The organism is Burkholderia sp. ZZQ-2 (genome assembly GCF_050768715.1).
GTDB classification, from domain to species: Bacteria; Pseudomonadota; Gammaproteobacteria; order Burkholderiales; family Burkholderiaceae; genus Burkholderia; species Burkholderia cepacia.
The window spans coordinates 18,907-33,185 of the sequence record NZ_LDVA01000294.1; the positions used below are offsets into that span (position 1 = coordinate 18,907).

Genomic DNA, 14,279 nt, shown 5'->3' on the forward strand with positions numbered 1-14,279 from the left:
GCTCGACGGGTGCCGCCATATCAAACGCCGGCGCTCAGTTCGCCGGCATCACCTGGCCGCGGATCTCGCCGGCCGGGTGCTCCTTCGTATGGACGTTGAAATACCACTTGCCGCCCATCAGGTCGGTGACCTGCGCGTCGGTGAGTGCCTTCGAACCCTTGATCGGGCTCGCCAGCTCGTCCTTTGGAATCGGCACCTGCACGCCCGCGTTCTGGCCGACCGGCGCGGGCCCGTGGAAATGCGCGGCGGTGGCCGGGCCGGTGAGGTGTTCGTAACGGACCGTCCACTGCAGCATGTGCGTTGCCGTGTCGTAGGTGGCCTCGACGTCGCCCGAGCCCTTGGTCGCCGTCGGCGGCACCTCGCTCGACGGCTGGAGATTGGCGGACAGGCGCACCGTTTCGGCGGCGGCGGTGCCGGCGGCCAGCACACCCGCGAGTAACGCGACCTGGAGCAAACGCAGCTTGAGCATGGACTCTCCTTGTACGACGTTGTACGCCGACCGAACGGCGGCGCCACACATGATGGTAGTCGATCGCCGCCGATCCGGGAGCCCGTCGAACGGCCATGCCGCAAAACGCCGCAGCGCGCTCGGCAGGCCAGTCTGCCTCAGGCTGGAATGGACCTTTGCAGCCTGACGGCTGAATCCGCGTGCGGCCTTTCGCTACACTTCATCTCACAGTTGCTTGTTTCCTTCGTCCGAAGGAGTCTGCGAGTATTCACGCGGCCACCCGGCCGCGTTTTTTTTGCCCGCCGCCAGATTCGGGTCCTGCCGCATCGAGCACGACGAAGCAATCACGCCGCCCCGCGTCACGCCCGATAGCCGGGATCGATGCGATCGACGATACGCTGCAGCGCGTCGAACGCATCCTGCCCCGCGCCATGCTTCGGATCGAAATTCAGCGAATCGCGCACGCACCCTTCGAGCACGGGCGGCGCGATCGGCAGTGCGTCGCCGATTGCATGCGTGGCGACCTGCACCTCGCACGCGCGATTGAGCAGCCACATCAGCGAGAACGTCTGCGCGAGCGTCGCGCCGATCGTCACGGGCCCATGGTTGCGCAACAGCAGCACGGGCCGCCCGCCCGCGCTCTCGACGATGCGCCGTCCCTCTTCGAGATGCACGGTGATGCCCTCGAAGTCGTGATACGCGATCTTCCCGTACAGCTGCGCCGAATAGAAATTCGAGAACGACAGCCCGTCGCGCGAACAGCACACGGCCATCGTCGGCGTCGTGTGCACGTGCATCACGCAGTGCGCATCCGGCAGCGCCGCATGGATCGCGCTGTGGAACGTGAAGCCGGCCGGATTGATCGGCCAGTCGGAATGACCGATCACGTTGCCGTCGATGTCGATCTTCACGAGATTCGACGCGCACACCTCGCGGTAATGGAGCCCGAACGGGTTGATCAGGAAATGCCCGTCCTCGCCCGGCACGCGCAGCGAGATATGGTTGTAGATCAGCTCGGTCCAGCCGAGATGGTCGAAGATGCGGTACGCCGCCGCGAGCTGCACGCGCGCCTGCCATTCGGCTTCGGAGAAACGGGCGGGACGCGTGAACGGCTGGTTCGGGACACGTTGCATGGGGGAACTCCGGTTGCGGATGTGCGCGGCCGCGCGTGGCGCGGGCCGCCCGGCGGCGCCGTCCTGCGCGCCACACTCGTTGCGCGCACAACCATATCACCTTTGCCCGCGCACCGGAAACGCGGGTTTAGCCGGAGCGCTTCCGGCCCCTAAAGCTGGTCGTCGACCGGCAGCAGCATGAAGACGCCGGTCATCAGGTTGCGCAGCAGCCCCGCGTGCGGATCGACGTGATAGACGGCCGGCTTGCCGTCGTCCGTGCCCGTCCATTCGAGTGCGGGCGTGCCGCCGCCCGCCGGCGTCACGAGGCTCACGCGGTAGCTTTCGTCCGGCTGCGTCGCGCGCGCGAAGATCTGCGCGACCTGCTCGGCGAGCGCCGGGCTATGGATCACCAGCGCCAGTTCTGTGTTCAGGTGCGCGGAACGCGGATCGAGGTTCATCGAGCCGATCACGAGGATCTTCCGGTCGATCACGTACGCCTTCGCGTGCAGGCTCGCGCGCGAACGCGACCCGAACAGGCGCGGACGCTGGCGACCCGGCTGCGCCTTGAACTCGTACAGCTCGACGCCGTGCTGCAGCAGCGGCACGCGGTACGGCCCGTAGCCGGCCTGCACGGCGACCGCGTCGGTCGCCGCGAGCGAATTGGTCAGGATCGCGACACGCACGCCGCGCGCGGTCGTGTCGCCGAGGATCTTCACGCCCGCGTCGTGCGGCACGAAATACGGCGAAAACGCGAGGAATTCCCGCTGCGCGCCGCGCGTGAGTTCGACGAGGCGCTGCATCGGCGGGCTCACGTACGCGTCGGTCGGCTGCGCGACCTTGTCGGGCGCGTCGGCCGTGAACTCGGCCGGCGCCCACACGAGCCCGAGCTCGTCGCGCGCGATCTGCCGCGAGAGCGGCGTCGCGTTCAGCGGCTTCGCGTTGTACGGATCGGCATTCTTGCGCCAGTGGTCGCGCAGCTCGTCGCGCATCGCGTCGAGATCCTTCGTATCGAACGACTGATGATTCAGCACGCGCAGCGGATAGCTGCTCGCGCTCGACCAGTAGGTGTCGAAGCTCGCCGAGATGTCGTTCGTCACGGGGCCCGCGGCGAGCACGTCGAGATCGCGGAACTGCAGCGTCGGGCTCGCGCTGAAGTATTCGTCGCCGAGGTTGCGGCCGCCGACGATCGCGATCTGGTTGTCCGCGATCATCGCCTTGTTGTGCATCCGGCGCGTGAAGCTGTCGATGCGCGTGAAGAAGTTGGCCGTGCGCTCGACCATCCCCTGCGATGCGCCGAACGGGTTGAACACGCGGATCTCGACGTTCGGGTGCGTGTTCAGCGCGGCCATCACGCGATCGATGTCGCGGAAATTCAGGTCGTCGACCAGCATCCGCACGCGCACGCCGCGATCGGCCGCGTAGAGCGCCGCGGCGAGCAGCAGCTTGCCGGTCGTGTCCTCGGTCGCGATGTAGTACTGCATGTCGAGCGTCTTCGTCGCGGCGCGCGCGAGCGCGATGCGCATCTGCAACGCCTGCGCGCCGTCGGCCAGCAGCCGGAAACCCGACTGGCCCGGATGCGCGACCTCGGGCGCGGCCAGCGCATCGCGCAACGGCGTCGCGGTATCGGGCGGCAACGCATGGGAGACCGGGCGATCGAGCGTGGTGGCGGGCGGATGCGTCGCGCACGCGGCGACGAGCGACAGGAGTACGCCGGCGGCCAGCGCGCGGGCCGGGCGGCATGCGGCGCGCCACGACAGCGCGGCCGGTGCGCGCCGGATCAGAGACGTGAACACGGAGACTTCCTCGACTGGCGGAACACAGGGCCCGCATGCGCCGCGGCGCGCGGCTGGCGCGCGGTTCCGGCCGATTCTAGTAGGCGCCCGATGGACCGGTCAATCGCGCGGGCGGCACCGACGGCCTCGAACCGCAGGCGCGTGCGCGCGTGCCGGGCATCGAGACCCGCCGCACCGGAAGTGCCCGCCGGGCGGGCCTCGCACCGAAGTAGTCCGACCAATCTCAGGCCTCGTCGCCGCTGCGCTCGAAATGGCTGCGCACGTAGTCGATATGGGTCTGCATCGCGGTGCGCGCCTCTTCGGGCCGCTGCGCGCAGATCGCGTCGCACACGACGCGGTGCTGCAGCAGCAGGAGTTCGGACGCGTGCTCGTCGTGCGTCGTCATGCCCGCCACGTTGATCGAGATGTGCTCGCGCAGCATCCCGATCACGCTCGTATGCAGGTGCAGGAACATCGTGTTGTGCGACGCGAGCGCGATTGCCTCGTGCAGCTTCGCGTCGGTCGCGGCTTCGACGGCCGCCGCGCCGTTCGCGTGCGCGGTTTCGAGCTCGCGCAGCAGCGCACGGATCCGGCGCCGGTCGTGCGCGTCGGCGCGCAGCGCGGCGAAATACGCGGTCGCGCCTTCGAGCACGCGGCGGAATTCGAGGATGTCGTCGCGCAGCGCGGGGTGATCGGCGACCAGTTGCCCCCACGGCGACGCGATGCCGGCGCGCAACTGGTCCGTCACGTAGACGCCCGCGCCGCGCCGGCTCTGCAGCAGCCCGCGCGCGACGAGCCGCTGGGTCGCCTCGCGCACCGTATTGCGCGCAACCCCGTACTGCTGCGCGAGCACGCGCTCGGCCGGCAGGCGTGCACCGGCCGGCCACGTGCCGTCGAGCAGTGCCGTCTCGATCTTGCGCATCACCCCTTCGGTCCGGCCCCGTGCCGTCATCGCTGCCATCGTCGCGTCTCCCCGCTCAATGCGTGCCGCGCCGATTGGCCCAACCAATTTGAGCCGCAGCGCCGTCGCGGGAATTATGCAGCGAAATCGTCGTCCCGCATCCGCATGCCGGGCCGTCGCCACTGGAGCGAGACATGAACGAAAGGCAATACCCCGCCGCCGCCGCCGCGCACGTCTATCTGTTCGCGACCTGCCTGGTCGACCTGTTCGTCCCCGAAGCCGGGCTCGACGCGGTCCGCCTGCTGGAACGCGAAGGCCTGACCGTCCACTATCCGCGCGGCCAGAGCTGCTGCGGGCAGCCGGCCTACAGCAGCGGCAATCCCGACGAAGCGCGCCACGTCGCGGCCGCACAGCTCGACCTGTTCGCGCAAGCGTGGCCCGTGATCGTGCCCTCCGGCTCGTGCGCGGGGATGATCCGCCACCATTGGCCGGCGCTGTTCGCGGACGATCCCGTGTACGGCCCGCAAGCCCGCGCGATCGCGGAGCGGACCTATGAACTCGCCGAATTCCTCGTCCACGTGCTCGACGTGCGGCTCGACGCGGCAACGGCCGGCGCCGGGCCCGACGAACGCGTCGTGCTGCACACGTCGTGCGCGGCGCGGCGCGAGATGGGCACGCGCGGGCACGGCGTCGCGCTCGTCGACGCACTGCCGGGCGTGACGCGCGTCGAACACGAACGCGAATCCGAATGCTGCGGCTTCGGCGGCACGTTCTCGCTGAAGCATCCCGACATCTCCGGCGCGATGGTGCGCGACAAGGTCGCGTCGGCCTGCGCGACGGGCTGCGACCGGCTCGTGTCCGCCGACTGCGGCTGCCTGCTGAACATCGGCCACGCGGCGGCCAAGGCCGGCGCGCCGCTGCCGGTCGAACACCTCGCCAGCTTCCTGTGGCGGCGCACCGCTAACGCCCCGTCGCTGCGCGGAGACCAGCGATGAGCGCGCGCGACGCGATCCTCGCGCGGCTGCGCGCCGCCGCGCCGGGCGTCGCCGCAACGTCCGGCCGCACGCTCGACGCACGCATCGACACGCATTACGACACGCGCCGCTCGCAGGCCGGGACCGCGCACGATCCGCACACGCTCGCCCGCACCATGCAGGCCGCACTCGCCGCGTCGCACGCGGACGTCTGGTGCGCGACCGGCGACGCATGGCCCGCGCAGCTCGCCGCGCGGCTCGCCGAAGCCGGCGTGCGCCGGCTGCTGCTCGATCCGGCCCGCGCCGAATCCGCGGCGCTCGTCCGCGCGCTGCCCGACACGGTCGCGCCCGTGCCGTTCGACCGGCCGATCGACGCGTGGAAGGCCGACCTGTTCGACACGATCGACGCGGGCTTCACCGTCGCGCGTTCGGGCATCGCGGCCACCGGCACCGTCGTGCTCGCCCCCGATGCCGGCACGCCGCGCACGGTGTCGCTGGTGCCGCCGCTGCATGTCGCGCTCGTCCATGCGAGCACGCTGCATCCCGACCTGCACGCGGCCGTCCACGCGGAGCGCTGGCACGCCGGCATGCCGACCAACCTCGTGCTGGTGTCGGGCCCGTCGAAGACGTCCGACATCCAGCAGACGCTCGCCTATGGCGCACACGGCCCGCGCCGCCTGTGGGTCGTGATCGTCACCGATTCCGCCGCCCGGCCGGCTGCAACCGCCCGCGAGGACCTCCCGCAATGAGCGACCACACGCTGCAATTCGTCGCCCCCGGCGACTTCAAGGCCCGCGCGCGCGCCGCGCTCGACGATCCCGCATTGCGCCGGAGCTTTCGCGGCGCGATGGACTTCCTGCAGGGCAAGCGCGCGACGCAGTTCCCCGACGACGCCGAGCTGCAGCAACTGCGCGACCTCGGCGAAGCGGTGCGGCAACACGCGCTCGCGCAGTTGCCCGCGCTGCTCGAACGGCTGGAGACGAAGCTCACCGAAGCCGGCGTGCACGTGCACTGGGCCGAGACGGCCGCCGACGCGAACGCGATCGTGCTCGGCATCGCACAGGCGAAGAAAGCGCGCCGCGTGATCAAGGGCAAGTCGATGGCGAGCGAGGAAATCGAGCTGAACCATTACCTCGCGGAGCACGGCGTCGACTGCATCGAATCCGACATGGGCGAGTTCATCGTGCAGCTCGCGGGCGAGAAGCCGTCGCATATCGTGATGCCGGCGATCCACAAGACGCGCGGCGACATCGCCGAACTGTTCGAGGCGCACATCCCCGGCACGCGTTACACGGAAGACGTCGACGAACTGATCCAGACCGGCCGGCGCGCCCTGCGGCGCGCGTTCGCCGATGCGGACATCGGCCTGTCCGGCGTGAACTTCGCGGCGGCCGACACGGGCACGCTGTGGCTCGTCGAGAACGAAGGCAACGGCCGCCTGTCGACGACGGTGCCCGACACGCACGTCGCGATCATGGGAATCGAGAAGGTCGTCGAGAAACTCGAGCACATCGTGCCCTTGTCGAGCCTGCTCACGCGCTCGGCCACCGGCCAGGCGATCACGACCTACTTCAACCTGATCTCGGGCCCGCGCCGCGACGGCGAACGCGACGGCCCGCGCGAGCTGCATCTCGTGCTGCTCGACAACGGCCGCACGCAGGCCTATGCGGACGAACAGCTGCGCGCGACGCTGCAGTGCATCCGCTGCGGCGCGTGCATGAACCACTGCCCCGTCTACACGCGCATCGGCGGCCACGCGTACGGCACGACCTATCCGGGCCCGATCGGCAAGATCATCTCGCCGCACCTGCTCGGCCTCGACGCGACGGCCGACCTGCCGACCGCGTCGACGCTGTGCGGCGCATGCGGCGAGGTGTGCCCGGTGCGGATCCCGATCCCGCAACTGCTCGTGCGGCTGCGTACCGAGGCGAACCGCAAGCCCGACGAACCCGTCGCGCATCCGCTGCGCGGCCAGGGCGCGAACTACACCCGCGCGGAAGACCTCGTGTGGCGCTTCTGGTCGGGCGCGTTCGCGCATCCGCGCGCATACCGCGCGTTCCGCTGGACCGCGACGCGCCTGCGTGCGCTGACACCCGCGAAACAGATGGGCTGGACGCAGCACCGCACGCCGCTCGAACCGGCACCGCGCAGCCTGTCCGACCTGCTGCGCGCACGCGGCCAGCCCGAGTAGCCCCCGCTTTACCCACCCATACCCATAGATAGACAGACACAGATGGAGGAGACACCCATGCAGGTTTGGCACCAGATCTATACGCCGCTCGGCAGCCTCGGGCTGTCGGCGTTCGTCGCCGCAATCCCGATCATTTTCTTTTTCGTCGCGCTGGCCGCGCTGCGGCTCAAGGGCCACGTCGCCGCAGCGATCACCCTGCTGCTGTCGCTCGGCGTCGCGATCCTCGCATACGGGATGCCCGTGCCGCAGGCGCTCGCGGCAGCCGGCTTCGGCTTCGCATACGGCCTGTGGCCGATCGCGTGGATCATCGTCGCGGCCGTGTTCCTGTACAAGATCGTCGTGAAGACCGGCCAGTTCGACATCATCCGCGCGTCCGTGCTGTCGATCACCGACGACCAGCGCCTGCAGATGTTGCTGATCGGCTTCTCGTTCGGCGCGTTCCTCGAAGGCGCGGCCGGCTTCGGCGCGCCCGTCGCGATCACGGCCGCGCTGCTCGTCGGGCTCGGCTTCAAGCCGCTGCACGCGGCTGGACTGTGTCTGATTGCAAACACCGCGCCGGTCGCGTTCGGTGCGATGGGGATCCCGATCATCGTCGCCGGACAGGTGACGGGCATCGACCCGTTCCATATCGGCGCGATGGCCGGCCGCCAGTTGCCGCTGCTGTCGCTCGCGGTGCCGTTCTGGCTCGTGTTCATGATGGACGGGCTGCGCGGCGTGCGGCAGACCTGGCCGGCCGCGCTCGTCGCGGGCGGCAGCTTCGCGGTGACGCAATACTTCACGTCGAACCACATCGGGCCCGAGCTGCCGGACATCACGTCGTCGCTCGTCAGCCTCGTCGCACTCGCCGCGTTCCTGAAGGTCTGGCAGCCGCGCACCGCGAAGCAGACGGCCGGCAGCGTCGTCACGTCGGGCGGCGGCGCCGCGCTCGCGGGCTTCGGCGGCGCGGGCTCGCGCAACGGCTTCAGCGCGGGCACCAGCCGGCAGGCATCGCCGTACACGCTCGCGCAGACCGTGCGCGCATGGTCGCCGTTCCTGATCCTGACGGCCGTCGTCACCGTGTGGAGCATCGCGCCGTTCAAGGCGCTGTTCGCCGCCCACGGCGCGCTCGCGTCGACCGTGCTGAAATTCCACGTGGCGGGGCTCGACCAGCTCGTCGTGAAGACCGCACCGATCGCCGCGACGCCTAAGGCGCTCGACGCCGTGCTGAAGATCGATCTCGTGTCGGCAGTGGGCAGCGCGATCCTCGTGACCGCGCTGATCTCGATGGTGCTGCTGCGGATGAAGCCGCGCGACGCGCTCGTCACGTTCGGCGAGACGCTGAAGGAACTGACCCGCCCGATCCTGTCGATCGGCCTCGTGCTCGCATTCGCGTTCGTCGCGAACTATTCGGGGATGTCGTCGACGCTCGCGCTGATGCTGGCCGCGACCGGCGCCGCGTTCCCGTTCTTCTCGCCGTTCCTCGGCTGGCTCGGGGTGTTCCTGACGGGCTCGGACACGTCGTCGAATGCGCTGTTCTGCTCGCTGCAGCAGGCCACGGCCCATCAGCTCGGCGTACCCGAGACGCTCGCGGTGGCCGCGAACACGACGGGCGGCGTGACCGCGAAGATGATCTCGCCGCAGTCGATCGCGGTGGCGTGCGCGGCAACGGGCCTCGTCGGCAAGGAGTCGGAGCTGTTCCGCTTCACCGTGCGCCACAGCCTGCTGTTCGCGGTGATCGTCGGGTTGATCACGCTCGTGCAGGCGTATGTGTTGCCGGGGATGGTGCCGTAAGCAAGCGGCCGGCCGTTTTCCGGTCCCCCGAAAAACAAAAACCCCACGCCGCGAAGCGTGGGGTTTTTGTTCATCCAGGGCGCCGGACGGAGCCGGCGCATCGGGCGGCGATCAGCTGCCCTTCGCGATGCGATCCTGGATGTGCTGCGCCCGGCTCGACGACGACGGGTGCGAGCTCATCATCGAGCTCTTGCCGCCATCGAGCTGCGCGAGCTTCTGGAATGCGGTGACGAGGCCCTTCTGGTTCATGTTCTTCTGCTTCATCAGGTCGAACGAGTAATCGTCGGCCGCGCTTTCCTGCGTCTGCGAGAACTGCGCGTTGATGAACTTCTCGGTGATGTCGCCGAGCTGCGAGCTCGTCAGCGCCGCCACGCCCGGCGATGCCGCGCCGGCCGCGGTGCGCGCCGCGCTGACCGCGTAGGCCGTCTGCATCGCCTTCTTCGAGTGACCCAGCGCGACGTGGCCCATTTCATGGCCGATCACGCCGCGCAGCTCGTCGTCGTTCATCATGTCCATCAGGCCGCTGTACACGCGCACGCAGCCGTTGCCCATCGCCCACGCGTTGACGTCCTTGGTCATGTAGACCTTGTAGTTGATCTTCTGGCCGTTCAGCGTCATGTCGCCGAAGCCCTTCATCACTTTCGTCAGACGCTTCGAGTACGCGCTGTTCGCCGGCGCGACCTTCGATTCCGCATCGCTCGACTTGCACGAATCGTTCGACAGCGCGGCGATGTCGGCATCCGACAACGTCGCTGCCTTGTACAGGCTCGTCCCCGCCGACGTCAGGCTGTTCGCGTCAAGGCTCTGTACCCCGCCGCACGCGCTCAACAGAAACGCCACGCCACACGCTGCCACCGCTTTCTTGAGTTGCATCCCGGATCCCTCGATAGTTTTATTTGGGAGCGGCGATTTTGCATAATCCGGCAGAAAATTACCAGATGTTTACATCGGATGACACGTTCATTACTCAGCGAACTGGAATGAAGCGGTGCGCCGGCGCGGGATTGACGACAAAAAACGGGGCAATCGCCGCGACCGGGCGACGATCGGCATCGAAATCGGGTGTGCTCAGGCCGTCTGATCGTGGCGTCGCGCCAGCCGCCGCGCGACCAGCATCGGCAGCCGCACCACGAAGCCGGTGAAAAGGCGCAGGTGCATCCACGCGAGCAGCGCGTTGTCGCGGCCGTAGTGGAAGTGCGAGACGCCGCCCTCGTGACGGCCGAAATAGCGCACCGGCGCGTCGATGCGGATCGGACGCACGCCGGCCCAGCACAGCCGCACGGCCGCCTCGGGATCGAAGTCGAAGCCGCGCATCCACGGCTGGCGGCGCATGATCGCGGCCAGCGGCGCGACCGGATACACGCGAAACCCGTACAACGAATCGCCGATTCCCGCCCACAGCGTCTCGAGGTCGGCCCACGCGTTCGACAGCCGGCGGCCCTGCACGCGCAACTGCGGCGCGCTCGCGTCGAACTTCGGCACGCCCAGCACCATCGCGTCGGGGGCGGCCTGCGACGCGGCCATGAAAGCGGGAATCAGGTCGGCCGGATGCTGGCCGTCGGAATCCATCGTCAACACATGCGTGAAGCCGCTCGCGGCTGCCGCGTCGAGCCCGGCGAGCACCGCCGCGCCCTTGCCGCGGTTCTCGGGCAGCACGATCACGCGCAACCCCGGGTCGCGTTCGGCCATGGCCTGCAGCCGTTCGGCGCTGCCGTCGGTGCTGCCGTCGACGACGACCCACACCGGATTCCACTGCGCTCGCGCATTGCGCACGGTCGTGTCGACCTTGGTGCCCGGGTTGTAGCTCGGAATCAGGACGAGATGGGTCGACGAGGCGTGCAGCTTGGACATGGAAACGGCCGATTGCGAAGACGGGGGTCCTGACAAAAGTGTATGACTTGCTGGCGAACGCCGGCAGGCTTCGTCGACGCCGCCCGAATGCGGAGCCGGTTGCCGGATCGTGAGGCTCTCGCGCTTCATGACAGCCACGCCTCCTCATGACCCGCGCTGGCCTCGATCTCGACCAGCAGGTCGTCGCGACACACGTCTGCATGGACGACGAGCGGCCGCACGCCGGGGCCAGCCGCGTCGCGCAGCACCTGCCCGATCGCGGCCAGCGCCGCGGCATCGCCGGCGTCGCGCACGTAGACGCGATAGCTCAGGTCGGCGAGCGTGAACGGGCCGTGCCCCTGGCGCGCGGCCTGCTCGAGCACGGCCGCGAGGTTCGCGACCGTCTCGCGCGTTTGCGCGACGACGTCGCCGAGATGCACGGTGCGATGCCCGACGATGCTCGCGGTGCCCGACACGAACAGCACCGGCGCGCCATCGTCCGCCGGCCATGCGGCTGCGCGCGCAAACGTCGGTGCCCGCGGGCCGTACTGAGCCGGATAGTGATACGCGCTGACCTGGCGCGGGTTCTCGACCGGATCGGCCGGCGTGCGGCTCGCGAGGAAATGGATCGCGAGCGGCGCGGCCGGCGATGCATCGCCCGCGACCGGCACGACCGAACCGAGCGCGCACGCGGCCGGCACGCCGCCCGTCAGCGCGCGGCGGCACGCGTCGAACGCATGCTGGCGGCCGATATTGAACTGACGATAGCGCTCGATCCCGAACTGCACCGCATTGATCGCCGGCACCGTATTCCAGATGCGCAGCGGATGCGGCATGCCGAGCGAATCGAGCACGTCGAACAGCGCACGGTACGCATCGTGCGTCGCGCGTTCGAGCGGCGTGCCGCCGTCGCGATGCGCGTCGGGCGTGTCGTGCTCGTGCACGACGATGCTGCCGAACACGAGACCCGCCGTTTCGCTGTAGCGATAGTGCAGCGCGCCGTGTCGTTCGCTGCGCAGGTCGCGCGCATGGCATTGCCAGATTTCGCAGACGGCGTCGTCCGGCGCGATGCCGGCGCCGAGCAGCGCCATCGGCACCGGCGCGACCGGCAGGTCGGGCACGACTTCGGCCAGCATCCGCGCCGCCGCGTCCGCGTGCGAGCCGGTTCGGGATGCGCGCTGCAGCTCGCCCGCGCCGATGCACACCGCGCCCAGTGCGCCGGGCAACACGCGGTCGAATCCGTCGCCACGGCCGCGTGCATCGTGCAGCAACGCGGCGAGCCGGGCATGGCTCATCCGGACGAGCCGCAGCGCGCGGCCCTCGTCGTGCGCGAGCGGCACGCCCGGTCGCGATGCGGCCGGCCCGGCCGCCGCCTGCCCGCGCGCGAGCGGCGCAGCAGAGGACGACAGGGAACACGGGCGCCGTTCGGCGTCGACTGGATGCACGGACACTTCGATTTCCTCACTATGCGGCGCTGGCCGCGCAACCTCGCGGCATGCGCTGCGTTGCGTCATGCCGCGTTGCATTACGTCACGCCGACGCCGCGCGCCTCGTCATGCGAGCCCGCCGTTGACGGACAGCACCTGCCCCGTCACATAGGCCGCGGCGTCGGACACCAGGTACGCGACCATCGCCGCGACTTCGTCGGGCCGGCCCGCGCGCTGCGCGGGCACGAGCTGCTTGATGCGTTCGGCGGGAAACGCCTGTTCGGCCATCGGCGATTCGATGATGCCGGGCGCGACCGCGTTCACGGTGATGCCGCGCGACGCGAGCTCCAGCGACAGCGACTTCGTCGCGCCGATCAGCCCCGCCTTCGCGGCCGCGTAGTTGACCTGCCCGCGATTGCCGGTCACGCCGGCCACCGACGCGATGTTGACGATCCGTCCGCGCCGCGTGCGGATCATCGGCAGCAACAGCGGCTGCGTGACGTTGAAGAAGCCGTTGAGCGTCACGTCGATCACGCTGTGCCACTGCCGGCGCGACATGCCGGCCATCGGCGCATCGTCGTGAATGCCCGCGTTGTTGACGAGGATCTGCACCGGCGCATCGTCGGCCAGCGGCGCCAGCGCGGCGAGCGTCGCATCGGCGTCGGTCACGTCGAACGCGATCGCGCGCGCCGTGCCGCCGGCCGCGACGATCTGCTGCGCGACCGCTTCCGCCTGCGCGAGATGGCGGTTCGCATGCACCCACACTTCATGGCCGGCCTGCGCGAGCGCCGTGCAGATCGCCTGCCCGAGTGCGCCGCTGCCGCCCGTCACGAGCGCCCGCATCGAATTGCTCCGTTCATCGCGTTTCACCTCGATCGACGCGGCCGCGTATCGTCTGCCGATCGCGGCCGCGTGCCGTCCTCATCTGCGCGCCGCGCCCGTGCGCGACGCCGTCACTTCGTGCGGTGCGCGGCGACGTACGCAGCCAGTGCACCGAGCGTCGCGAAGATCTTCTGGTTGTCCGGATTGTCCGAACGCAGCTCGAAGCCGAATTTCTTCGAGATCAGCAGCGCGATTTCCAGGATGTCGATGGAGTCGAGCCCGAAACCCTCGCCGTACAGCGGGGTGTCGGCCGTCACTGTTTCGAGCGGGACGTCTTCGAGATTCAGTTCGCCGATGATCAGCGTGGCGAGCTCTTGTTCCAGTGCGTTCATCATGCGTGCGGGCAGGCGGCCCGTGGCAGCGGAAGGCGCCCGGAAACGGCAATCGCCATGCACGCCCGGCGCGTGCGAATCTCCGTCCCTCCGGCGTCTGCCGGCTTCCCCGCCTGCGTTTTTTGGGGATCGTTTGTAAAAGTTACGCGGATTCTAGACGAACGGGTATCGGGCCGTATACCGCCAATGGTTACAGACTGGCGGGCCGGCGCCACGCCCCGTTGCGGGACCCGAATGCACCAGATGCTTGAGCCGCTTTGGATGGAAATGGACCGACCCCGCGAAACCGTTCGTCCGGCGCCATACAATCGGTTACAAAACCCGTTCGCGCCCGCTCCGAACACGCGGTGCCGCGGCCCTAAAATGAGCGTGCCCGACCACCGGCCCGGACCCGTCCCGGCCGCCTTTCATCTGATGTTTGACGGCCCGACCCTCGCGTCCGGCCACGATCCGCCCGATGTCGCCAGTCATGCCGCGCCCGTCCTTCCGCTCCGTTCCGGTTCGCCCGCCCTTCCGCCGCCGCCCGGCTGCCGGTGACGGGTACCCGCGCCGTGCGCGCGGAGGCCGCCGATGAGCCGGCTGCTGCCTGTCGCACGCGGCATCGCCGCGGTCGGCGCCGTCGCGGCATACCAGGCCGGCG

13 protein-coding genes are annotated in these 14,279 nt (G+C 69.4%); 4 read left to right on the forward strand and 9 right to left on the reverse strand.

Annotated elements, in window-relative coordinates; all coding sequences use genetic code 11:
* Positions 1-34 precede the first annotated feature (34 nt).
* The 4 genes from ABY44_RS25540 to ABY44_RS25555 all read right to left on the reverse strand — a co-directional run bounded on the left by ABY44_RS25540 (position 35) and on the right by ABY44_RS25555 (position 4,293).
* Positions 35-469 (reverse strand): CHRD domain-containing protein, encoded by a 435-nt coding sequence (locus ABY44_RS25540; protein ID WP_021161337.1) that lies wholly within the window; start codon positions 467-469, stop codon positions 35-37.
* A gap of 338 nt (positions 470-807) precedes the next feature.
* Entirely contained in the window at positions 808-1,581 is a 774-nt protein-coding gene (locus ABY44_RS25545; RefSeq protein ID WP_006497398.1) for a class II aldolase/adducin family protein, read from the reverse strand.
* 149 nt (positions 1,582-1,730) lie between these two features.
* Complete coding sequence (locus ABY44_RS25550) at positions 1,731-3,353, reverse strand: phospholipase D family protein (protein WP_060174878.1); 1,623 nt, start codon at positions 3,351-3,353, stop codon at positions 1,731-1,733.
* A gap of 223 nt (positions 3,354-3,576) precedes the next feature.
* The gene (locus ABY44_RS25555; RefSeq protein WP_027789137.1) at positions 3,577-4,293 is read right to left on the reverse strand and encodes a FadR/GntR family transcriptional regulator; all 717 of its coding nucleotides are present in this window, start codon (positions 4,291-4,293) and stop codon (positions 3,577-3,579) included.
* 134 nt (positions 4,294-4,427) lie between these two features.
* On the opposite strand from ABY44_RS25555, the gene ABY44_RS25560 reads away from it, so the two are divergent.
* The 4 genes from ABY44_RS25560 to ABY44_RS25575 are packed head-to-tail and all read left to right on the forward strand — an operon-like array spanning position 4,428 to position 9,168.
* A complete protein-coding gene (locus ABY44_RS25560; RefSeq protein WP_431642573.1) occupies positions 4,428-5,228 on the forward strand; it encodes a (Fe-S)-binding protein in 801 nt (266 codons plus the stop codon).
* Positions 5,225-5,956: a LutC/YkgG family protein gene (locus ABY44_RS25565; protein WP_060174876.1), complete on the forward strand. Its 732-nt coding sequence runs from the start codon at positions 5,225-5,227 to the stop codon at positions 5,954-5,956. Before ABY44_RS25560 ends, ABY44_RS25565 begins: the two co-directional genes overlap by 4 nt.
* Positions 5,953-7,398, forward strand: a complete 1,446-nt coding sequence (locus ABY44_RS25570; RefSeq protein ID WP_027789134.1) for a LutB/LldF family L-lactate oxidation iron-sulfur protein — start codon at positions 5,953-5,955, stop codon at positions 7,396-7,398. The genes ABY44_RS25565 and ABY44_RS25570 overlap by 4 nt, the downstream gene beginning before the upstream one ends.
* A gap of 57 nt (positions 7,399-7,455) precedes the next feature.
* A complete protein-coding gene (locus ABY44_RS25575; protein WP_060174875.1) occupies positions 7,456-9,168 on the forward strand; it encodes a lactate permease LctP family transporter in 1,713 nt (570 codons plus the stop codon).
* A gap of 111 nt (positions 9,169-9,279) precedes the next feature.
* Here the strand turns inward: ABY44_RS25575 and ABY44_RS25580 are convergent, their stop codons facing one another.
* The 5 genes from ABY44_RS25580 to ABY44_RS25600 form a co-directional block, all read right to left on the reverse strand.
* The gene (locus ABY44_RS25580; RefSeq protein ID WP_021160648.1) at positions 9,280-10,041 is read right to left on the reverse strand and encodes a M48 family metalloprotease; all 762 of its coding nucleotides are present in this window, start codon (positions 10,039-10,041) and stop codon (positions 9,280-9,282) included.
* A gap of 195 nt (positions 10,042-10,236) precedes the next feature.
* The gene (locus ABY44_RS25585) at positions 10,237-11,019 is read right to left on the reverse strand and encodes a glycosyltransferase family 2 protein (RefSeq protein WP_134257273.1); all 783 of its coding nucleotides are present in this window, start codon (positions 11,017-11,019) and stop codon (positions 10,237-10,239) included.
* A gap of 125 nt (positions 11,020-11,144) precedes the next feature.
* Positions 11,145-12,449 carry an endoribonuclease L-PSP gene (locus tag ABY44_RS25590; RefSeq protein ID WP_230948880.1) on the reverse strand — a complete coding sequence of 435 codons (1,305 nt, stop codon included), beginning with the start codon at positions 12,447-12,449 and terminating at the stop codon, positions 11,145-11,147.
* Between the two features lie 102 nt (positions 12,450-12,551).
* Complete coding sequence (gene fabG, locus ABY44_RS25595; RefSeq protein WP_021160651.1) at positions 12,552-13,268, reverse strand: 3-oxoacyl-ACP reductase FabG; 717 nt, start codon at positions 13,266-13,268, stop codon at positions 12,552-12,554.
* 110 nt (positions 13,269-13,378) lie between these two features.
* The gene (locus tag ABY44_RS25600; protein WP_027789129.1) at positions 13,379-13,639 is read right to left on the reverse strand and encodes a phosphopantetheine-binding protein; all 261 of its coding nucleotides are present in this window, start codon (positions 13,637-13,639) and stop codon (positions 13,379-13,381) included.
* Positions 13,640-14,279: the final 640 nt, after the last annotated feature.

Coding starts and splice junctions, on each gene's coding strand:
- ABY44_RS25570 (WP_027789134.1), top strand. CDS start 5,953: ATGAGCGACCACACGCTGCAATTCGTCGCCCCCGGCGACTTCAAGGCC.
- ABY44_RS25545 (WP_006497398.1), bottom strand. CDS start 1,581: ATGCAACGTGTCCCGAACCAGCCGTTCACGCGTCCCGCCCGTTTCTCC.
- ABY44_RS25575 (WP_060174875.1), top strand. CDS start 7,456: ATGCAGGTTTGGCACCAGATCTATACGCCGCTCGGCAGCCTCGGGCTG.
- ABY44_RS25540 (WP_021161337.1), bottom strand. CDS start 469: ATGCTCAAGCTGCGTTTGCTCCAGGTCGCGTTACTCGCGGGTGTGCTG.
- ABY44_RS25600 (WP_027789129.1), bottom strand. CDS start 13,639: ATGAACGCACTGGAACAAGAGCTCGCCACGCTGATCATCGGCGAACTG.
- ABY44_RS25580 (WP_021160648.1), bottom strand. CDS start 10,041: ATGCAACTCAAGAAAGCGGTGGCAGCGTGTGGCGTGGCGTTTCTGTTG.
- ABY44_RS25565 (WP_060174876.1), top strand. CDS start 5,225: ATGAGCGCGCGCGACGCGATCCTCGCGCGGCTGCGCGCCGCCGCGCCG.
- ABY44_RS25585 (WP_134257273.1), bottom strand. CDS start 11,019: ATGTCCAAGCTGCACGCCTCGTCGACCCATCTCGTCCTGATTCCGAGC.
- ABY44_RS25555 (WP_027789137.1), bottom strand. CDS start 4,293: ATGGCAGCGATGACGGCACGGGGCCGGACCGAAGGGGTGATGCGCAAG.
- ABY44_RS25560 (WP_431642573.1), top strand. CDS start 4,428: ATGAACGAAAGGCAATACCCCGCCGCCGCCGCCGCGCACGTCTATCTG.
- fabG (WP_021160651.1), bottom strand. CDS start 13,268: ATGCGGGCGCTCGTGACGGGCGGCAGCGGCGCACTCGGGCAGGCGATC.